We start from the raw sequence: 20488 nt of genomic DNA on the forward strand, positions 1-20488 counted from the left end.
CGGCCACGAAATAATCCGGAGGTACAATGACTAAAACAACTTTCCTCAATTTTGAGCAGCCGATCGCCGAGCTGGATTCCAAGATTGAAGAGCTGCGTTTCGTGCAAGACGATTCCGCCGTCGACATCTCCGAGGAGATCGACCGCCTGGCCAAGAAGAGCCAGCAGCTCACCAAGGACATCTACGCCAAGCTGACCCCATGGCAGGTGTCGCAGATCGCCCGTCATCCGCAGCGTCCATACACGATGGACTACGTGAACGCGATCTTCACCGATTTCCACGAACTGCACGGCGACCGTAGCTTTGCAGACGACCAGTCGATCATCGGCGGCCTGGCCCGCTTCAACGGCCAGGCCTGCATGGTCATCGGCCACCAGAAGGGCCGCGACACCAAGGAGCGCGCGATGCGCAACTTCGGTATGCCGCGTCCGGAAGGCTACCGCAAGGCCATGCGCCTGATGAAGCTGGCGGAGAAATTCGGCCTGCCGATCTTCACCTTCGTGGACACCCCGGGCGCCTTCCCGGGCATCGACGCCGAAGAGCGCGGCCAGTCGGAAGCGATCGGCCACAACCTGTACGTCATGGCCGAACTGAAAGTGCCGCTGATCGCCACCATCATCGGCGAAGGCGGCTCGGGCGGCGCGCTGGCAATTGCGGTGGGCGACGCGGTGCTGATGCTGCAATACTCGACCTACTCGGTGATTTCGCCGGAAGGCTGCGCCTCGATCCTGTGGAAGACCTCGGAACGCGCCAGCGATGCCGCCGACGCCCTGGGTCTGACCGCGCACCGCCTCAAGGCCATCGGCCTGATCGACAAGATCGTCAACGAGCCGCTGGGCGGCGCCCACCGCGATCCGAAGCAGATGGCCCAGCTGCTCAAGCGCGCGCTGGCCGACACCCTGCGCCAGTTCCAGGGCATGAAGACCAAGGACCTGCTCGAAGCCCGTCACGCAAAGCTGATGGCTTACGGCAAGTTCAAGGAAACGCTGCCGCGCGAAGAGTGAGTTCCACCAAGGCCGGATCCGTCCCGGCGGTCTTTGCGCAGGCCATGCACGGCCTGCGTGACACGTATTCCCCGACTTCCATGGCCGTGGCCTGCAGCGGCGGCCTCGATTCGATGGCCTTGCTGCGGCTGGCGCACGCCTGGGCGGCGGAGCAGGGCGTCGTCCTGCATGCCTTCCACGTCCATCACGGGCTGAGCCCGAATGCCGACGCCTGGCTGGCGCATTGCGCGCACGCCTGCGCCGCGCTCGGCATCGCTTTCGATGTCCGCCGCGTCGAGGTCGTCAAGGGCAAGGAGGGCACCGAGGCAGCCGCGCGCAAGCTGCGCTACCGCGCGCTCGGCGAGATGTGCGTCGCCCACGGCGTGCCGCTCCTGCTCACCGCCCACCACCTCGACGACCAGGCCGAGACCGTCCTGCTCCAGCTGCTGCGCGGCGCCGGCCCAGCCGGGCTATCGGGCATGGATGCGGCGAATCGCGCGCCCGGCCTGCTCGGCGACCCGCAACTCGTCATGGCGCGCCCGCTGCTGCCGCTGGCGCGCGCCCAGCTCGAAGCGTATGCGCAGGCCAAAGGCCTGGCGTGGGTCGAGGACGAATCGAACAGCGATCCGCGCTATGCCCGCAATGCCCTGCGCCATGGCGTGATGCCGGCGCTGGCGGCCAGCTTCCCCGGTTACCAGGCCAGGCTCGCGCGTGGCGCGGCCCACGTGCAGGCGGCCCAGCGCATCCTCGATGAGGTCGCCGAGCAGGATCTGGCCGCCTGCCTCGATGGCGAGGCGGTCGACCTGGCCCGCGTGCAAAAGCTCAGCCGCGAGCGTGCCGACAACATGCTGCGCCACCTGTTCCATGCGCGTGGTCTGGCGATGCCCTCGACCGCCTGGTTGGCCGAGATGGTGTCGCAGCTGTTCTCGGCGCGCGAGGATGCGCAGCTGAAAGTGACGCATCCGGGCTGCCATATCCGCCGCCACCGCGGCAAGCTCTACATCACCCCGAAATTGCCGGACCTGGCGGGGATGCGCGACCCCGACGATATCGGCGTGCTGGTCAAGGAGGGCGAGCAGTTCCGCTGGAACGGGCAAGCATCGCTGGACTTTCCCGCCTACGGCGGCGCGCTCCACTTTGACCGGGTCGCGCAAGACCGGGTCGCGCAAGACCGGGTCGCGCAAGACCGGGTCGCGCAAGACGTGACGCCCGAGGGCTTCGATCCGACCTGGCTGCGCGGCCAGCTCCTCACCATCGACTTCCGCCAGGGCGGCGAACGTCTCAAGCCCGCCGCCAACCGTCCCACCCGTGGACTGAAGGCGCACTACCAGGCGCTGGGCGTGCCAAGCTGGGAGCGCGAGCGTGCGCCACTCGTGTGGGCCGGGCGCGAACTGCTGTTTGCCGCCGGCATCGGCATGGATTGCCGTCACCTGGCCGCAGGGCAAGGCGAGCGCATCGCGCTGCGCTGGGTGCCGCAAGCTGTCTAGACTTGTTTTTGTTTCTATACGAAAACGGTATTACTTTATTTTGTTTTCGTATAGCTTTTTCGCTAGACCGTCTTGTGATACTGCACTGCAGCATGCTAGAGTAAGGGTCCCCTTTTGATCTTTCAACAAGCTGGAACCCTTCCTGATATGGCTTTAATTGTCCACAAATATGGCGGGACGTCGATGGGCTCGACGGACCGTATCAAGAATGTCGCGGCCCGTGTGGCGAAGTGGCATGATGCCGGCCACCAGATCGTCGTGGTGCCCTCCGCGATGTCGGGTGAAACCAACCGTCTGATTGCGCTGGCCAAGGAAATCATGCCGCAACCGGACCCGCGCGAACTGGACATGATAGCCTCGACCGGCGAGCAGGTATCGGTCGGCCTGCTGGCGATGGCGCTGCTGGCCATCGGCAAGGACGCCGTCTCCTACACCGGCTGGCAGGCGGGCATCCGCACCGACTCCTCGTTCACCAAGGCGCGCATCCAGTCGATCGACGACAGCCGCGTGCGTGGCGACCTCGAGGCCGGCAAGATCGTCATCATCACGGGTTTCCAGGGCATGGACGAAGATGGCAACATCTCGACGCTGGGCCGCGGCGGTTCGGATACCTCGGCAGTGGCGATCGCCGCCGCGCTGAAGGCCGACGAATGCCTGATCTACACCGACGTCGACGGGGTCTACACGACCGACCCGCGCGTGGTGCATGAGGCGCGCCGCCTGAACAAGATCACCTTCGAGGAAATGCTCGAGCTGGCCTCGCTGGGCTCGAAAGTGCTGCAGACGCGTTCGGTCGAGTTCGCAGGTAACTACCAGGTCCCGACGCGCGTGCTGTCGTCGCTGACCGATCCCCTGATGCCGCTGGACGAAGAAGCGACGTCCGGTACCCTGATTTCGTTTGAGGAAGAAAGCAATATGGAACAAGCCGTCATCTCCGGTATCGCCTTCAATCGCGATGAAGCCAAGATCACCGTCCTGGGCGTGCCGGACAAGCCGGGCGTCGCCTTCCACATCCTCGGCCCGATCGCCGAGGCAAATGTCGAAGTGGACATGATCATCCAGAACCAGTCGGTGGACGGCAAGACCGATTTCACCTTCACCGTCTCGCGCGGCGACTACGCGAAGGCGATGGGCGTGCTGGAAGCGCAGCGCGAGGCGCTGGGCGCGGCCAAGATCCTGGGCGACGCGAAAGTATCGAAGGTGTCGGCCGTGGGCGTCGGCATGCGCAGCCACGTCGGCGTGGCCTCGCAGATGTTCCGCACGCTGTCGGAAGAGGGCATCAACATCATGATGATCTCGACTTCGGAGATCAAGATCTCGGTGCTGATCGACGAGAAATACATGGAACTCGCCGTGCGCGCCCTGCACAAAGCTTTTAACCTCGAGCAAGCTTAACAATTTTCAAAATTTTGGGCGTGCGTCCTTGACGCAACGAGCACCAGCCCTTAAGATGCGTGCACTCAGCGCTGACTGACACACAAGTCGGAACTGATTGGAGGCGTGGCCGAGTGGCCGAAGGCACTTCCCTGCTAAGGAAGCATATGGGCTTAAACCTGTATCGTGGGTTCGAATCCCACCGCCTCCGCCAAGTTACAAAAGAGAAAGCCACCGCAAGGTGGCTTTCTCTTTTGTAACTCAGGAGGCGAGGAAAGCGCCTGCGCGCTTTCCGCGTGGGATTCGAAGCGCGTCCGCCTGCAGGCGGCGCGGCGGCCTGCGGAACGCAGGCGAATCGCCACTTTGCGCCCGCAAGGCGGGCGCCCCGCGAGCGCAGCTCGGGTCCTCCACCACTTCAGGTTGGCGACAAGCTCCCAGCTACCGTCGCCAAATGAGGCTAGCACGGACACGGCGACGCCCCCGGCACATACCCAAACGACTCCGGCGTCGCGATCGACGTCGCCTTGTGCAGTAGCACACGCGAATCGATCAGCGGCAGCATCATGCGCGACCTCACCGCCGTAATGCCCTCCTTGCTGCCGTCGAGCTTCCGGGCGGCGGCGATCGCCACTGCCCTGGCCATGCCGGACATGAGAATGAGCACGATCAGGAGCGGGGCGGCCATGATCGCGAACGCGCGGCGCTGGCGCGCGTGGCTGGGCGCAGATCGGCCTGTCTTGATGCTTGCCGGACCGCGGGGGAGGGCGCACTGCAGGGTGGCGGGGCGTTGCCTCGATACCCTACGTTCCTCGTCGATCACTGGGAACTGCTGCAAGAGCACGCAGCTGACGAGTTGATTCTATCGAGCTCATTCCTCCAATCATTGCTCCGGGCAGGTGCAGAAGCGCGCCGACGGCTCAGGCATGCCCGATGCCGGCGCTGCTGTATGTCCGCTCGAACTCCCAGATGGGCACGGGCCGACCCAGCAGGTAGCCCTGCAGCGTGCCGCAGCCGCCATCGACCAGGAAGCTGCGCTGGGCCTCGTGCTCCACCCCCTCGGCCACGATGTCGAGTTTGAGCTTGCGGGCCAGGGCGATGATGGCCTCGACGATCGGCGCGGCATCCGGGTCGAGATGCACGTCGTGCACGAAGGAGCGGTCGATCTTCAGCGCGCTCAAGGGGAAGCGCTTCAGGTAGGCGAGCGAGGAGTAGCCGGTGCCGAAATCGTCCAGCGAAAAATGCACGCCCTGCTTGCACAGCGCGCGCATGCGTTCGATTACGTCGGCGACGTTGTGCGCCAGGACGCTTTCGGTCAGCTCCAGGCACAGCTTGTCCGGCGGTGCGCCGGACTCGAGCAGGGTGTCGGCGACGCGCCCGGCGAAATCGGCACTGTGCAGCTGGTGCGCGCTGATGTTGACTGCCAGCTCGAGCTTGCCGAGGGTGTGGTCGGCACGCCAGCGCGCCAGGGCCCGGCAGCTTTCCGCCAGCACGTACTGGCCCAGCGGCAGGATCAGGCCCGATGATTCCGCTACACCGATGAAATCGTCGGGAACCAGCAGCTCGCCATCGGCGCGGCGCCAGCGCACCAGCACCTCGGCGCCGACCAGGCGGCCGCCGCTGGAGAACTGCGGCTGGCAATACAGCATGAACTGGTGCGCCGACAGGCCTTCGCGCAGGGCGTGCTCGAGCGCCGCCTGGTGCTCGGCCGCGGCCTGCATGCCGGGGTCAAAGAAGCGTGCGGTATTGCGTCCCTCCGACTTGGCGCGGTACATGGCCAGGTCGGCCTGCTTTAGCAGGGTCTCGATGTCGGTCGCGCCGCCGTCGAACAGCGCGACGCCCATGCTCGGCGTGCTCAGGAACAGCCTGCCGTCCAGGTAATAGGGCTGGTCCAGGGCGTGCTGCAGTTTTTCCACGACGTGCCGGGCTTCCGCGACCGCCTCCTGGGCTCCCTCGGCCAGCTCTTCCAGCACCAGCACGAATTCGTCGCCGCCCAGGCGCGCCAGCTGGTCGCAGTGGCGCACCGTGTGGCGCAGGCGTTCGGCCACCTGGCGCAGCAGCATGTCGCCGAAGTCATGGCCCATGGTGTCGTTGAGCAGCTTGAAATTGTCCAGGTCGAGGAAGATCACGGCCCCGAAACAGCCCGAGCGCTGGCTGCGCGCCAGCGCCTTGTCGAGCTCTTCGGTCAAGAGGCGCCGGTTTGGCAGGCCGGTGAGGTGGTCGAAATTGGCCAGCTCGTAGATGCGCTGCTCGGCTTGCTTGCGCTCGGTGAGGTCGGTATTGGTGCCGGACACGCGCAGCGCCCGGCCCTTGGGGTCGCGCGTAACGAAGCCGCGCGACAGCACCGGCAGGTAATGGCCGTCGCGATGGCGCAGGCGCCACTCGACGCTATAGGTTTCGCGATTGCCCTCAAGCAGGTCTTTCCAGAAGCGCTGCAGCTCGGGCCGGTCGTCGGGATGCATCAGCTCCAGCCACAGGTCCGCATGGCAGCCGAGTTCCTCGGGCTGGTAGCCGAGCATGGTCCACCAGCGCTGGGAATAATGGACTTCGTTCTCCACCAGATCGTAATCCCAGTAGGCATCGGTCGAGCCCAGTAGGACAAGGCGCAGCCGCTCCTCGGACTTCTGCAGGCTTTGCTCGGCCTCCTTCAGCGCGGTGCAGTCGGTGAAGCACACGACCACCCGGCACAGGCGGCCCTGGTCGTCCCGTTCGGGATAGGCATTGCAGATCACCCAGCGTACCGGATCGCCTTCGGCGTCGCGGATGCCGATGACCTGCTGGGACAGCTGGCAGCCGGTGCGCAGCACCGCATTGACGGGAAACTGCTCTGCTTGCATGAGGCTGCCGTCGGCACAGAGCAATTGCCAGGCCTCGCCGTCGGACCGCGTGCCGTGCAACTGCGCCAGGCTGCGTCCGGTCAGCTCGCAGGCGAGACGGTTGGCGTGCAGGATGCGGCCGTCGACGCCATGCACGACGACGCCCGCCGGCAGGTGCTCGAGCAGGTCGTCGAGCCGGCGCTGGAGATCGGCGGCGGTACTGGAAACCATGATGACGGCTGGACTGGAGTGAGCGTACTTACGCGCGATGGTAGCACGGCACGCGTGTGCCATGACAGCGCCGCACGGGTGGCCGGCGCCCGCGCCGTCAAGCGGCCAGCAGCGTCTCGATCGCCCCGGCGTCGGCCGGGTCCAGTGCCGGCATGCGGGCCGCCTCGACCGCTTCGATGACCTGGGCCGGCCTGCTGGCGCCGATCAGCGCCGACGTGACCGCCGGCTGGCGCAGCACCCAGCGCAGCGCCAGTTGTGCCAGCGACTGGCCGCGCTGCCGGGCGAAGTCGTTCAGCGCCTGCGCGATCTCCAGCCGCTCGCGGGTCAGGTGTTCCCTGCGCAGGAAACCCGCGCCGCCGGCCGCGCGCGAGTCGGGCGGCAGCCGGCCGTCCAGGTAGCGGTCGGTGAGCAGGCCCTGCGCCAGCGGAGAAAAAGCGACCGCGCCGATGCCTTCCCCGGCCAGCACCGGCAGCAGGTCCGTCTCGACCTGGCGCACGAACATGCTGTAGCGCGACTGGTTGAGGATGCAGGGCGTGCCCAGCCGGCGCAGTTCCGCCGCCGCCTGGCGCGTCTGTTCGCCGGAATAGTTCGAGATGCCGGCATACAGCGCGCGGCCGCTGCGCACGATGTAGTCGAGCGCCGCCATGGTCTCTTCGAGCGGCGTGCCCGGGTCGGGCCGGTGGTGGTAGAACACGTCGACGTAGTCGAGTCCCATGCGCTTCAAACTCTGGTCGAGGCTGGCGACCAGGTACTTGCGGCTGCCCCAGTCGCCATACGGCCCCGGCCACATGGTGTAGCCGGCCTTGGTGCTGACCACGATCTCGTCGCGGTAGGGCCGCAGGTCGAGGTCGAGCAGGCGCCCGAAGTTGCTCTCGGCCGAGCCTGGCGGCGGGCCGTAGTTGTTGGCCAGGTCGAAGTGGGTGATGCCGAGGTCGAAGGCGGTGCGGACGATCTCGCGCTGGCGCTGCAGGTCGTCGCTGGCGCCGAAGTTGTGCCACAGGCCGAGCGAGATGGCGGGCAGGCGCAGGCCGCTGCGTCCGCAGCGGCGATACGGGACCGATCCGTAGCGCCCGCGAGCGGCTTCCCAGTTCATGCCGCGATCGCGCCGGCGCCGGCGGCGGCGCGACAGACGTAGATCGTCGCCTTGCCGCCGTTCGGCGCCGTGTACGATTGGTCCACGGCCGCGCGCGCGGCCTCGACCAGTTCGTGCGGCACCAGCGCCACCACGCAGCCGCCGAAGCCGCCGCCGGTCATGCGCACCCCGCCGGCCGTCCCGATCGCCGACTTGACGATGCCGACCAGCTGGTCGATGGGCGGCACGGTGATCTCGAAGTCGTCGCGCATCGAGGCGTGCGAGGCTGCCATCAGTTCGCCCATGCGGGCCAGGTCGCCCGCGGCCAGGGCCTGCGCCGCCGCGGCCACGCGCGCGTTCTCGGTCACGACGTGGCGCGCGCGGCGCAGCACCACCGGGTCGAGCTCGGCGGCGCGCGCTTCCAGGGTCGCCAGGTCGAGGTCGCGCAGGGCGGGCAGGCCGAAGTGGCGGGCCGCCTCCTCGCACTGTTCGCGGCGCGTGTTGTAGGCGCTGTCGACCAGGCCGCGCGCGACGTGGGAATTGAAGATCATGATGGCGGCGCCCGCCGGAATCGGCACCGGCTGCACCTCGAGCGAACGGCAGTCGATCATCAAGGCGTGGTCCTGCACGCCGCAGGCGGAACTGATCTGGTCCATGTTGCCGCAGCGGGTGCCGACGAAATCGTTCTCGGCGCGCTGGGCGACCAGGGCCATGTCGACCGGGCTTAGCCCCTCGAAGCCGGGCAGGCTGGCGAACAGCCGGCAGACCGCCACCGACAGCGAGGCCGAGGAGGACAGGCCGGCGCCCTGCGGCACGTCGCCGGCGATGGCCAGGTCCATGCCCTGCATCGGCAGACCGCGCTGCACCAGGTCGCGGACCACGCCGCGCACGTAGTTGGCCCACATCGGGGCGTCCAGGCGCTCGATCGGGGCGTCCAGCGCATAGGCGTCGAGCGCGCCGTCGTAGTCGGCCGCCGCCACCCTGACCTGGCGGTCGGCGCGCGGGCGCGCCACGATGACGGTGCGGTAGTCGATCGCGCAGGGCAGCACCAGGCCGTCGTTGTAGTCGGTGTGTTCGCCGATCAGGTTGACCCGGCCCGGAGCCTGCACCCGGAGCGAGGGGGCCTGGCCGAAGGCGGCCTGGAAAACGGTGGCCGCGCGGGCCAGCGGAGTAGCGTTCATCGTGCTGTCAGGTGGTCTGGTTGTGGAGGTAGTGCACCTCGGACTGGGCGCGCAGCTGGGCGGCGGCCTGTTCCGGGGTCAGGTCGCGCTGGGTCTCGGCCAGCATCTCGAAGCCGACCATGAACTTGCGCACCGAGGCCGAGCGCAGCAGGGGCGGGTAGAAGTGCGCGTGCAGTTGCCACGGGGTGGCGTCGTCGTTGTCGTCGTTGGAATACGGCGCGCCGTGCCAGCCCATCGAATACGGGAAGGAGGTCTGGAACAGGTTGTCGTAACGGGTCGTCAGGCGCTTCAACACCTGTGCCAGGTCGGCGCGCTGTTCCCGGCTCAGCTCTTCCAGGCGCTTGACCGGGAAGCGCGGCAGCAGCAGGGTCTCGAACGGCCAACTGGCCCAGTAGGGAACCACCGCCAGCCAGTATTCGGTGCCGACCACCACGCGCTCGCCATCGGCCGCCTCGCGCTCGACGTAGTCGAGCAGCATCGGTATGCCCCGTTCGGCGAAATAGGCGCGCTGCTGGCGGTCCTCGACAGCCGGCAGGTCGGGCAGGAAGCTGGTGGCCCAGATCTGGCCGTGCGGGTGCGGGTTGGAGCAGCCCATCACGGCGCCCTTGTTCTCGAAGATCTGCACCCAGCGGTGCTGCCGGCCGAGTTCGGCGGCCTGCTCGCACCAGGTGTCGACCACGCCTTCGATCGCCGCCGGTTCGAGCAGCGGCAGCGACTTGCTGTGGTCTGGAGAAAAACAGATGACGCGGCTGGTGCCGCGCGCGCTCATGGTCTGGAACAGCGGGTCGCTGCCCGGCGCGGCCTCGGGCGTATCGGCCATCAGGGCGGCGAAATCGTTGGTGAAGACGTAGGTGCCGGTGTAGTCGGGATTCTTCTCGCCGTTGACGCGGGTATTGCCGGCGCACAGGTAGCAGCTGGGGTCGTGCGCGGGCTTGGCGTCGCGGTCGACGGCTTCCTGCTGGCCCTGCCACGGGCGCTTGGCGCGGTGCGGCGAGACCAGGACCCAGTCACCCATGAGCGGGTTGTAGCGGCGGTGAGGATGGTCGGTGGGGTTGAACATCGATGGCCTCGTTCGATTCGAAATAGGAAGGAAATGCCTGGTCGGCAGCTTGCCGACGGGATGGCGAAGTGTAATGCGTTTCCCTTTTCAAGAACGCATGCTTGGCAAATTGCTCATGTTCATGAGTGCTTGCAGGAAAAACTCAAGCGCGTGAGTGTTTCGGGCGCAGGGCCGATAGCGCTTGCGGTGCGCGCTGAGGTCTGCCTAGACTGGCAGCCCGTTCTTGTTGCTTCTCGTACATCGCCATGATTGTTTTCGATTCCGCGGGCGCAGGGCTGCTGCGCAAGCTGGCGGGCGCCGCCCTGATGACGTGGTTCACCATGCTCGGGGCCGCCCAGGCCAGAACCATCGACCTGAACGGAGGCTGGCTGTTCCACCGCGACGACAGCCGCCGGGCCGCCGGCATCGAGCAGGTCCCCGCTGACGGCTGGACCCGGGTCGACCTGCCGCATGCGGCGCGCATCGAGCCGCGGGTGCCGACCGCGCCCTGGCAGGGAACGGTGTTCTACAAGAAGCACATCAAGCTCGACTTGCGTCCCGGCGAACGCGCCATCCTGCGCTTCGAGGGCGTGATGAACGTGGCCGACGTCTGGTTGAACGGCAAGCACCTGGGCCAGCACCTGGGCGGCTACCTGCCGTTCGCCTTCGACGTGACCGACATCCTGGCCGGGGGCGGCGAGGGCGAACTGGTGGTGCGCGCGAATAACGAGGACAATCCGATCACCGGGCCGAAGCCGCTCAAGGACCTCGACTACATCCAGCACGGCGGCATCTACCGCGGCGTCTCGCTCGCGATCAAGCCGCCGGTGCACGTCACCGACGCGATGCTGTCGGATACGCCGGGCGGCGGCGGCATCTTCGTCACCACGCCCCGGGCCGACAAGAGGGCGGCGGTGGTGCGGGTCCAGGCCGAGATCATGAATACGTCGAACAGCGCGCAGGCGGTGAGCGTGCGCCATACCCTGGCCTGGCGCGGCCGGCAGGTGGCCCGGGTGGAGCAGCAGCTGCAGCTGGCGGCGGGCGAGCGCCGCCACGTGAGCATCCCGCTGAAGCTCGCCCAGCCGAAGCTGTGGTCGCCGAAAGCGCCGAACCTGTACCATCTGGAAACGCGGGTGCTTGCTGCCGGCCGCGAAGACCTGGTGAGGACCCGCATCGGCGTGCGCCGCCTGGCCTTCGAGGGCGGCAAGCTGCTGCTCAATGGCGAGCCGCTTCACCTGCGCGGCGTGAACCGGCACCAGGAATATCCCTACGTCGGCTATGCGTTGTCGGCGGCGGCGGACCTGCGAGACGCCCTCCTGATCAAGAAATACGGCTTCGACTACGTGCGCCTGTCGCACTATCCGCAGTCGCCCGCCTTCATGGCGGCGGCCGACGAACTGGGATTGATGGTGCTGCCGGCGATCCCGGGCTGGCAGTTCCACAATCCCGACCCCGCCTTTGCGCGCCAGGTGATCCGCACCTGCGCCGACATGATCCGGCGCGACCGCAACCACCCGAGCGTGCTGGCCTGGGAGTGCTCGCTGAACGAGAGCCGGATGCCGGACGCGCTGGTGCAGGCCCTGCACGACACGGTGCATGCCGAATATCCGGGCGACCAGGCCTTCTCGGCCGGCTGGGTGCCGCAGACCTATGACATCTACCTGCAGGCGCGCCAGCACAGGATTGGCAACAAGCATGCGCTCCCGAACAAGCCGCTGATCGTGTCCGAATACGGCGACTGGGAATACTACGCGATGAACGCCGGCTTCAACCAGGGCGCCTGGGCCGACCTGAAACCCGCCGACCGTTCCAGCCGCCAGGCGCTGGGCGCTGGCGAAGCGCGCCTGGCGCAGCAGGCGCGCAACGTGGCCGAGGCCCACGACGATAATGTCGCTACCCCGGCCTTCGCGGACGGCTACTGGGTGATGTTCGACTATGCGCGCGGCTACGCGCCGGATCTCGAAGAGTCGGGGGCTTTCAGCATCGAGCGCCTGCCCAAGTTCTCGGCCGAGTTCTTCCGCTCGCAGCGCGATGCGGCGGACGCCTCGCCGCGCTGGGGCGGCGGTCCGATGGTCTTCATCGCCAGCTACTGGCAGGCCGATTCCGCGCCGCGGGTGCGCGTGTTCAGCAACGCCGAGGAAGTCGAGCTGCGCCTGAACGGCAAGCTGGTCGGGCGCAAGCAAGGCCGGCCGTCGCCTTCGCACCCGCGCCTGGCGCATCCGCCGCTCGAATTCGACACCGGCGGCTTCGCGCCCGGCGAACTGGTGGCGCGCGCCTATTCGAGCGGGCGCGTGGTGGCCGAGCACCGCGTGCGCACTCCCGGCGCGCCGGTGCGGCTGGCCTTGGCGCTGGACGACATGGGCGTGCCGGCGGCGAAGGGCGACCTGGTCTTCGTACGCGCCCGCCTGCTCGACGCCGCCGGCACCACCGTGCCCGTGAGCGGACGCGAAGTGGCCTTCAGCGCCGGTCCGGGGACCGAGATCGTCGGCAGTGCGCAGGTGGCCACCGAGGCCGGCATCGCCAGCGTGCTGGTGCGCGTCCAGGGGCCACGGGCGTCATTGACGGCCCGGACGGGTGGCTTGAGCGGCGCTCTCGCGCCATGAAGACCGGCGTGCTGCGCGTGAACGGGGTGTCCCAGTTGATAAGGACATCACCATGAAAAAGCTGCACATGCTGTTTGCGCTGTCCCTCGGCCTTTTCACCCATGTGGCCTGGATCGCGCCGGCCGTGGCCGCCGCGCCCTCCGTGGTGCAGGTGGCGCCGGCGGCCCCCACCGGCCTGCCCTTGACGGTCAGCCTGGATCGTCCGGACTGGACCTACCGCGCCGGCGAAGCGGCGCAGTTCCAGGTCCGGATCGACAAGAAGCCGTATCCGCGCGAGGGCATCCGCATCAGGTATCGCCTGGGACCGGACATGCTGGAAGGGCCGGAGCGCAGCGCGGTGGTGCCCGAGGAGGGCCTGCTGCTGGCGGCGCCGGGCACGGACAAGCCGGGCTTTGTCCGCTGCATCGTCAGCGCCAGCATCGACGGCCGTGCGGTCGAAGCGACGGCGACCGCGGCCTTCAGCCCGCTGGAGCTGCGCCCGGTGCAGCTTGAACCCCGGGACTTCGATGCCTTCTGGGCGGCGCAGCAGCGCGCGCTGGCGGCGGTCGACCCGGCGTTCCGGCTGGTGCCGGCCCCGGCACTGTCCACGCCCGAGGTCGAGGTGTCCTACCTCAGCTTCCAGAACGTGGGACCGGGCACGCGCAGCACCCGCATGTATGGGGTGCTGTCGGTGCCGCGCGGTGAGGGGCCGTTCCCGGCGGTGCTGCAGGTGCCGGGCGCCGGCGTGCGCGGCTACAAGGGCACGCCGGAACTGGCCGCGAAAGGCTTCATCACCCTGCAGATCGGCATCCACGGCATCCCGGTGGACCTGCCGGCGGAACTGTACGAGCAGCTCAACTTCGGCGCGCTCGACGGCTACAACCGCTTCAACCTGGACGATCCGCAGGCGTATTATTACCGCCGGGTCTACCTGGGAACGCTGCGCGCGCTCGACTACCTGGTCCAGCACCCGAAGTGGAACGGCAGGCAGCTGGCCGCCCAGGGCGGCAGCCAGGGCGGGCAGTTGGCGATCATGGCCAGCGCCCTGCATCCGCGGGTCACGCTGACGATCGCGTCCTACCCGGCCTACAGCGACGTCACCGGCTACCTGCACGAGCGCGCCGGCGGCTGGCCCGGGCTGTTCCGCAAGGACGGCGAGGGCCGTCGGCGCGACCAGCCGGTGGAGCCGAAAGCCGCCACCTCGGCCTACTACGACACCGTGAACTTCGCCAAACGCCTGCGCACCCCGGTGCTGTACTACGCCGGCTACAACGATACCGTCACGCCGCCGACCTCGACCTTCGCGGTGTACAACGTGATTCCTTCCGCCCGCACCCTGGTCGTCGAGCCGGCCCAGGTGCACCTGACCTCGCAGGCGCACCGCGACACCATCGAGCGCTGGCTGCTCGAGCACGCGGCGGGCAGGCGCTGAGCGCCGCGCTTCAGTGCGCGAACAGCACCGGCAGCGGCGCGCGGTCGAGCAGCAGGCGGGTCACGCCGCCCAGCACGATCTCGCGGTAGCGGCTGTGGCCGAAGGCGCCGCTGACCAGGAGGCCGGCGCCGCTGGCGCGCGCCAGGCCGAGCAGGGCGTCGCCCACGGCGGCGCCGCTGCGTTCCACCTGCACCTCGACGCGCACCCCGTGGCGCGCCAGGTAGAGCGCCATGTCGGCGCCCGGCTCCTCGCCGTGCAGGCCGGACTCGAGCTCGGGGTTCACCAGCGCCAGGCGCACCGTGGCGGCGCGAGCCAGGAGCGGCATGGCGGCGCCGATGGCGCGGATCGCCTGGGCGCTGCCGTCCCAGCCGACCAGGATCTCGTCGGCGATCGGCGCCCCGTCGTAGGAGGGCGGCACCACCAGCACCGGGCGCACGCCGTGCATGGCCAGGTATTGCGGCAGGCCGCGCACGGTGGCTTCGTCGCCGGCGTCCTGGCCGGTCACCACCAGGTCGGCATAGCGCGCCTGCAGCAGCAGGGCGTCGCGATTCTCGTCCTCGACCAGGCGTTCCTCGATCGAAGCCACGCCCAGCCGGGCGGCGCGCTCGGCGAAGCGCTGCAGGCTGGCGCGCGCGCTGCTGCGCAGGGAGTCGAATTCGGCGACCGGCGACACCGCCATCGAGCCGGTGAGCATGGCGTAGGCGGGCCAGGACATGCCGGTGGCGGCGCAGCCCACCAGGTGGGCCGCGTGGCTGTTGGCGAGCCAGGCGGCGGCGCGCAGGCGGGCCTCGAGCAGCGGGCTTTCGTCGACATGGACAATGATGGTCTTGTACACGGCAGCTCTCCTATAGGCTGGGGCCGGGCCCCGGTAGCGAGGACTCTACGCCGAGTACAAGGCTGCGTCAGGCGTGCGGCTGATGCAGATCAAATTTGAAGCGAATTCCCCCGTTCATGCGCCGCGGTAGCGGATGGCGTCGATGACCAGGCCCAGCGCGCGCGCGGAATGGCGCCGGCTCGGGTAGAAGGCGTGTAGGCCGGGAAAGCTCGGGCACCAGTCTTCCATCACGCTGATCAAGCGGCCGGCGCGCACGTGCTCGGTCACCATGTCCTCGGGCAGGAAGGCCAGGCCGTTGCCGCTCAGCGCCGCCGGCAGGTGGTAGGCGACATCGTTGAAGATCGCCTGGCCGCGCACCCGCGCCGCGATGTCCTCGCCGGCGTGGCGCAGCTCCCAGGCGTAGATGCCGCCGCTGCTGGACAGGCGCAGCGTGATGCAGTTGTGCTTCATGAGGTCGGCGATCGAGGCGGGCCGCGGGCGCCGTGCGAAGTAGGCGGGCGCGCCGACGATGCGCATCGGCACGTCGGCGGTCAGGCGCACGGCGATCATGTCCTTGTCGACCTGGTCGCCGTGGCGCACGCCGATGTCGAAGCGTTCGGCGGCGATGTCGACGATGCGGTAGTCGGCGCTGAACTCGACGTGCAGGTCCGGGTACTGCGGCAGCAGCGGCGCGATGCGCGGCCACAGGATCTGTTCGATCACGTGGTCGATCGCGGTGATGCGGATGGTGCCCACCGGCTTGTCGCCGCGGTCGCTGATGTCGGCGATCTCGGCCTCGATCTCTTCCAGCCTGGGGGCGACGTTCTGGATCAGGCGCTCGCCGGCCTCGGTGGGCGAGACGCTGCGCGTGGTGCGCTGGAGCAGGCGCACGCCCAGGCGCTGCTCGAGCGAGCGCACGATGTGGCTGAGCGCCGACTGGCTCATGCCCAGCCTGGCCGCGGCACGGGTGAAGCTGCGTTCGCGCGCGACGGCGAGGAACACGAGGATGTCGTTGATGTTGTCGCGCGCCATGGGTGGGAATATTGTCGGGATTATGCAAATTTTCGCACGAATCAGCCCGGTTATTCATGACGTGCATTCATAAGCCCATGCAAATTCCGATCGGTTTTTTACCACCGCAAGCCGTTATCATGTTCCTTTTGCAAGAATATGGAAGGATCCAGCATGACCGTCACCGCTTATGGCGCCCACGCGGGCGACCAGCCCCTCGGCCCGCTCGCCATCACCCGCCGCGCGCCCGGTGCGCACGACGTCGCGATCGACATCGCCTTCTGCGGCGTCTGCCATTCCGACCTGCACCAGGTGCGCGGCGAATGGGCCGGCACCGTCTATCCCTGCGTGCCGGGCCACGAGATCGTCGGGCGGGTGTCCGCCGTCGGCGCCCACGTCAGGAACTACGCGGTGGGCGATCTGGTCGGCGTCGGCTGCATGGTCGACAGCTGCCGCGCCTGCCCCGACTGCGAGGCCGGCCTGGAAAACTACTGCGACGGCATGGTCGGCACCTACAATTCGCCGACGCCGGACGCGCCCGGGCATACGCTGGGCGGCTATTCCGAGCGCATCGTCGTGAACGAGCGCTACGTGCTGCGGGTGCGCCACGATGCCGCGCAGCTGGCGGCGGTCGCGCCGCTGCTGTGCGCCGGCATCACCACCTGGTCGCCGCTGCGCCATTGGCAGGCCGGCCCCGGCAAGCGGGTGGGCATCGTCGGCATCGGCGGCCTCGGCCACATGGGCATCAAGCTGGCGCGCGCGCTGGGCGCCCACGTGGTGGCCTTCACCACCTCCGCATCGAAGCGCCAGGATGCGGAGGCGCTGGGCGCCCACGAGGTCGTGGTCTCGCGCGACGCCGACGCCATGGCGGCGCAGGCCAGGCGCCTCGACCTGATCGTGAATACCGTCGCGGCGCCGCACGACCTCGACGCCTATCTGTCGCTGCTGAAACGCGACGGCACCATGGTGCTGGTCGGCGCGCCGTCCTCGCCCCATCCGTCGCCGCAGGTCTTCAACCTGATCATGAAGCGCCGCGCGCTGGCCGGCTCGATGATCGGCGGGATTCCGGAAACCCAGGAAATGCTGGACTTCTGCGCCGAGCACGGCATCGTCGCCGACATCGAGATGATCCGCGCCGACCAGATCAACGAGGCCTACGAGCGCATGCTGGCCGGCCAGGTCAAGTACCGCTTCGTGATCGACAGCGCCACCCTCAGGGCCTGAGGCGGCACGTCGGCATGAACGAACACATTCTCCCCGTTCCCCTCGAGAAGGCCTACCGGCTGCTCAACCACGGCCCGACCGTGCTGGTGTCGAGCAGCCACGCCGGCGTGGACAACGTCATGGCCGCGGCCTGGGCCTGCGCACTCGACTTCGCCCCGCCCAGGCTCACCGTGGTGCTCGACAACTCGACCCGGACCCGCGCCCTGGTCGAGGGCAGCGGCAGCTTCGTGATCCAGCTGCCCACCGTGCGCCAGCTGCGCCTGACCCACGAGGTGGGGAGCCGCTCGCTGGACGCCGAGCCGGACAAGCTGGCCCGGGCCGGGGTGGTCTTGATGCGGATGGAGGGTGTGGCGGCGCCGCTGGTGCAAGACTGTTCGGCCTGGCTGGCCTGCCGGCTGCTGCCGGAACCGCACAACCAGCAGGCCTACGACCTGTTCATCGGCGAGGTGACGGCCGCCTGGGCCGATGCGCGCGTGTTCCGCGACGGCCACTGGCATTTCGAAACGGCCGACCCATCCTGGCGCAGCATCCACCATATTGCCGGCGGTAATTTCTATGCGATCGGCGAAGCGCTGCGCGCCGCCGACTGAGGCGGCGGTCGTCTATTGCGTGGCACGGTTGTCGGATTTGGCGGGCTGGGCGGCGGCGGTCTTGATCTCGGTGCCCTGGTGCAGCGAGATGCGCCAGCCTTCGGGCTGGCGGGTCCAGACCCGCACGTAGCGGCCGCGCAGCGGCTGGGCGCTGCCCAGTTCGTAGCGGGCGGCGCGGTAGGTGCCGGTGACGATCGCCACGTCGCCCGAGACCACCTCGACCTCCATGTCTTCCAGCGCATAGTGGCGGATGCGGTATTCGTCGCGCGCCAGCGCCTGCAGGAACTCGGTCTTGGAGCGCAGCCTGCCGTTGGTCTCGACGTGGCGGTAATTGCCGCCCATGAGACGGCGCAGCAGCTCGATGTCGCGTTCGTTCAGCGCCAGGGCACGCTGGCGCTCGGCCTCGCGCACGCCCACGGCGGCAGCGCGCGCGAGCGGGTCGGAGGCGGCCGTCGCAAGGGGCGCCGACAGGCTGGCGAGGCAAAGGAGGACGACAGGAAGAGGGCGCATGGCGGGTCTCGGATCACACTGCTACGACGATGGGTGGGCTTTCCTTGGAATAATGTCACAGTTTGGGTGAAATGCGACACATTGTTGGTACTTGTGACACGTTGATTTTGTGTAAGAAATGCAGTTCTGTTACAGTTCCACCCTGGACGGCAGCCACGCCGTTAATTCATCCCACGGACGTTATGCCTGCTGCCCCACTGCCTCCAGACGAACTCGACCGCCTGTCGATGCTCGACGCCCTGCACCTGCTCGATACCCCCCCTGAACCGGTGTTCGACCGCGTCACCCGCCTCGCCAGCCGCATGCTGGACGTGCCGATGGCGCTGTTCTCGCTGGTCGATGCCGACCGCCAGTGGTTCAAGTCGCGCGTCGGGCTGGAGCCGGAGCAGACCCCGCGCGAACATGCCTTCTGCGCCCATGCGATTGGCATGAGCGCGCCGCTGGTGGTGCATGACGCCCTGGAGGACGGGCGCTTCAGCGACAACCCGCTGGTCAACGGCCCGCCGAACATCCGTTTCTATGCCGGGGTGCCGATCCGCACCACGGCCGGCCTGGCGATCGGCACCCTGTGCGCGCTCGACACCAGGCCGCGCACGCTGAGCGAGGACGAGGCTGCTGTGCTGAACGACCTGGCCGCGATCCTGACCAAGGAAGTGCAGTACCGCGAGCGCATGGCGGTGGCGCGCGAGCAGCTGGCGCGCTCGAACGCGGTGCTGGGCGCCAGCGAGGCGCGCTTTCGCACCATCTTCGACATCGCCAGCGTGGGCATCGCGCTGGTGGCGCCCGACGGCGGCTGGATCAGCGTCAACAGGCCCTGTGCGACATCGTCGGCTACAGCGAGGAAGAGTTGTGGAGCCGCAGCTTCCGCCAGATCACCCACCCGGAGGACGTCGATCTCGGCATGGAGCAGATGCGCGCCATCCAGCGCGGCGAGCTCGACGGGTTCCGGCTCGAGAAGCGCTACCTCCGCAAGGACGGCAGGTCGGTGTGGGTCAAGCTCGACGTCTCGACCAAGCGCAATGCCGCCGGCCAGGTCGAATACACGGTGGCGGTGATCAAGGACATCGACGCCGAGAAGGCGGCCCAGGCCCAGCTCTCCGCCCTGAACGCCGACCTGGAACGCCGGGTCCAGGAGCGCACCGCCGAGCTGCGCGCGCGCGAGGCGGAAATTCGCAGCGTGGTGGAAAACGCCTACGACGCCTACATCAGCCTGGACGAAGCGGGTGTGGTCACGGCCTGGAACCGCCAGGCCGAAGACACCTTCGGCTGGCCGCGCGAGGAAGCGCTGGGACGCAGCCTGGATGAGCTGATCATTCCGGAAGAACAGCGCGAGCGCCATCGCCACGGCATGCAGCGTTTCCTGGCGACCCGCCTGGCCAGCGCCGTCGACCAGCGCCTGGAACTGCCGGCCCTGCGCCGTGACGGCAGCGCGCTGACGGTCGAGGTGCGCATCCGCGCCCTCGAATCGAACGGGCGCACGGTGTTCAGCGCCTTTCTGCACGACATCACCGAACGCAAGCAGGAACAGGCCCAGCGCGAGTACGAGAACCGCCACGACCCGCTCACCGGCCTGCTGAACCGGCGCGCGCTGCTGGAGGCGATCCCCGTGGCCCAGGCCCGGGCCAGCCGCAGCGGCAAGGCGGTCGGCATGCTGTTCATCGACCTGGACGGCTTCAAGGCGGTGAACGATTCGCTCGGCCACGAAGCGGGCGACGCCCTGCTGCGCGAGATCGCCGGGCGCCTGCGCGCCGGCGTGCGCAAGACCGACAGCGTGTACCGCCTGGCCGGCGACGAGTTCACCGTGCTGCTCGAGGACATGACCGACACCTTCGAGGATGCGCATACCGTGGCCGACAAGCTGATCTCGAGCATTGCCGAGCCGGTGATGCTTCCCGGGCGGGCGATGCGGGTGCGCGCCAGCATCGGCATCTCGCTCGACACCGGCAAGCCGGCGCGCACGCCGGAGGAGCTCCTGAAAGAGGCCGACCACTTCATGTACCAGGCCAAGAAGGCCGGGCGCGGGCGCGTGTGCTCGGCGCGCCACCCGACCTAGAACCTATCCCAGTAGGGAATGAGTCGCTTTCGGCGCGCCTGGCAAGCGCGGGCGGCGTTGCTCGTCGTTGCATGGCGCGCCATGCGGCCTCC

16 protein-coding genes, 1 tRNA gene and 1 pseudogene are annotated in these 20488 nt (G+C 68.3%); 10 read left to right on the forward strand and 8 right to left on the reverse strand.

From position 1 onward, the window contains the following. The first annotated feature begins 26 nt into the window (after nucleotides 1-26). The 4 genes from MasN3_RS11315 to MasN3_RS11330 all read left to right on the forward strand — a co-directional run bounded on the left by MasN3_RS11315 (nucleotide 27) and on the right by MasN3_RS11330 (nucleotide 4058). The gene (locus MasN3_RS11315) at nucleotides 27-1004 is read left to right on the forward strand and encodes an acetyl-CoA carboxylase carboxyltransferase subunit alpha (RefSeq protein ID WP_227800983.1); all 978 of its coding nucleotides are present in this window, start codon (nucleotides 27-29) and stop codon (nucleotides 1002-1004) included. 44 nt (nucleotides 1005-1048) lie between these two features. Then, nucleotides 1049-2470 carry a tRNA lysidine(34) synthetase TilS gene (gene tilS / locus MasN3_RS11320; protein WP_281914486.1) on the forward strand — a complete coding sequence of 474 codons (1422 nt, stop codon included), beginning with the start codon at nucleotides 1049-1051 and terminating at the stop codon, nucleotides 2468-2470. Nucleotides 2471-2617: 147 nt separating this feature from the next. Beyond that, the gene (locus tag MasN3_RS11325; protein ID WP_281914162.1) at nucleotides 2618-3865 is read left to right on the forward strand and encodes an aspartate kinase; all 1248 of its coding nucleotides are present in this window, start codon (nucleotides 2618-2620) and stop codon (nucleotides 3863-3865) included. Nucleotides 3866-3964: 99 nt separating this feature from the next. After that, nucleotides 3965-4058, forward strand: a tRNA-Ser gene (locus MasN3_RS11330). A gap of 243 nt (nucleotides 4059-4301) precedes the next feature. On the opposite strand, the gene MasN3_RS11335 is transcribed toward MasN3_RS11330, so the two are convergent. The 5 genes from MasN3_RS11335 to MasN3_RS11355 all read right to left on the reverse strand — a co-directional run bounded on the left by MasN3_RS11335 (nucleotide 4302) and on the right by MasN3_RS11355 (nucleotide 10201). Further along, nucleotides 4302-4664: a hypothetical protein gene (locus tag MasN3_RS11335; protein ID WP_281914164.1), complete on the reverse strand. Its 363-nt coding sequence runs from the start codon at nucleotides 4662-4664 to the stop codon at nucleotides 4302-4304. A gap of 97 nt (nucleotides 4665-4761) precedes the next feature. Continuing rightward, nucleotides 4762-6888 (reverse strand): putative bifunctional diguanylate cyclase/phosphodiesterase, encoded by a 2127-nt coding sequence (locus MasN3_RS11340; RefSeq protein WP_281914165.1) that lies wholly within the window; start codon nucleotides 6886-6888, stop codon nucleotides 4762-4764. A 97-nt stretch (nucleotides 6889-6985) separates the two neighbouring features. After that, the gene (locus MasN3_RS11345; RefSeq protein ID WP_281914166.1) at nucleotides 6986-7981 is read right to left on the reverse strand and encodes an aldo/keto reductase; all 996 of its coding nucleotides are present in this window, start codon (nucleotides 7979-7981) and stop codon (nucleotides 6986-6988) included. Then, nucleotides 7978-9141: a galactokinase gene (gene galK, locus MasN3_RS11350; protein WP_281914167.1), complete on the reverse strand. Its 1164-nt coding sequence runs from the start codon at nucleotides 9139-9141 to the stop codon at nucleotides 7978-7980. Before galK ends, MasN3_RS11345 begins: the two co-directional genes overlap by 4 nt. A gap of 7 nt (nucleotides 9142-9148) precedes the next feature. Continuing rightward, complete coding sequence (locus MasN3_RS11355; RefSeq protein WP_281914169.1) at nucleotides 9149-10201, reverse strand: UDP-glucose--hexose-1-phosphate uridylyltransferase; 1053 nt, start codon at nucleotides 10199-10201, stop codon at nucleotides 9149-9151. 245 nt (nucleotides 10202-10446) lie between these two features. Between MasN3_RS11355 and MasN3_RS11360 the strand changes: the two genes are divergently transcribed. Both MasN3_RS11360 and MasN3_RS11365 read left to right on the forward strand, forming a co-directional pair. Continuing rightward, nucleotides 10447-12783, forward strand: a complete 2337-nt coding sequence (locus MasN3_RS11360; protein WP_281914170.1) for a glycoside hydrolase family 2 TIM barrel-domain containing protein — start codon at nucleotides 10447-10449, stop codon at nucleotides 12781-12783. Between the two features lie 52 nt (nucleotides 12784-12835). Continuing rightward, on the forward strand, nucleotides 12836-14194 hold the full coding sequence (locus MasN3_RS11365) for an acetylxylan esterase (protein WP_281914171.1): 1359 nt from the start codon (nucleotides 12836-12838) through the stop codon (nucleotides 14192-14194). Nucleotides 14195-14204: 10 nt separating this feature from the next. Here MasN3_RS11365 and MasN3_RS11370 read toward each other — a convergent pair whose 3' ends face one another. Both MasN3_RS11370 and MasN3_RS11375 read right to left on the reverse strand, forming a co-directional pair. Beyond that, complete coding sequence (locus MasN3_RS11370) at nucleotides 14205-15029, reverse strand: universal stress protein (protein WP_281914172.1); 825 nt, start codon at nucleotides 15027-15029, stop codon at nucleotides 14205-14207. Between the two features lie 114 nt (nucleotides 15030-15143). Next, on the reverse strand, nucleotides 15144-16040 hold the full coding sequence (locus MasN3_RS11375; RefSeq protein ID WP_281914173.1) for a LysR family transcriptional regulator: 897 nt from the start codon (nucleotides 16038-16040) through the stop codon (nucleotides 15144-15146). A gap of 153 nt (nucleotides 16041-16193) precedes the next feature. Here MasN3_RS11375 and MasN3_RS11380 point away from each other — a divergent pair, with 153 nt between their 5' ends. Beyond that, complete coding sequence (locus MasN3_RS11380) at nucleotides 16194-17243, forward strand: NAD(P)-dependent alcohol dehydrogenase (RefSeq protein ID WP_281914174.1); 1050 nt, start codon at nucleotides 16194-16196, stop codon at nucleotides 17241-17243. 14 nt (nucleotides 17244-17257) lie between these two features. After that, entirely contained in the window at nucleotides 17258-17833 is a 576-nt protein-coding gene (locus MasN3_RS11385) for a flavin reductase family protein (protein WP_281914176.1), read from the forward strand. 12 nt (nucleotides 17834-17845) lie between these two features. Here the strand turns inward: MasN3_RS11385 and MasN3_RS11390 are convergent, their stop codons facing one another. Continuing rightward, on the reverse strand, nucleotides 17846-18343 hold the full coding sequence (locus tag MasN3_RS11390) for a nuclear transport factor 2 family protein (protein ID WP_281914177.1): 498 nt from the start codon (nucleotides 18341-18343) through the stop codon (nucleotides 17846-17848). Nucleotides 18344-18660: 317 nt separating this feature from the next. On the opposite strand from MasN3_RS11390, the pseudogene MasN3_RS11395 reads away from it, so the two are divergent. Together MasN3_RS11395 and MasN3_RS11400 are read left to right on the forward strand one after the other, a co-directional pair. Beyond that, a pseudogene (locus MasN3_RS11395) lies at nucleotides 18661-18927 on the forward strand (GAF domain-containing protein); the annotation flags it as partial. Next, on the forward strand, nucleotides 18912-20396 hold the full coding sequence (locus tag MasN3_RS11400; RefSeq protein WP_281914178.1) for a PAS domain S-box protein: 1485 nt from the start codon (nucleotides 18912-18914) through the stop codon (nucleotides 20394-20396). The pseudogene MasN3_RS11395 and the gene MasN3_RS11400, both read left to right, overlap by 16 nt. Nucleotides 20397-20488: the final 92 nt, after the last annotated feature.

The sequence above is a fragment of the Massilia varians genome, from assembly GCF_027923905.1.
In the GTDB taxonomy this organism is placed as follows: Bacteria; Pseudomonadota; Gammaproteobacteria; order Burkholderiales; family Burkholderiaceae_D; genus Telluria; species Telluria varians_B.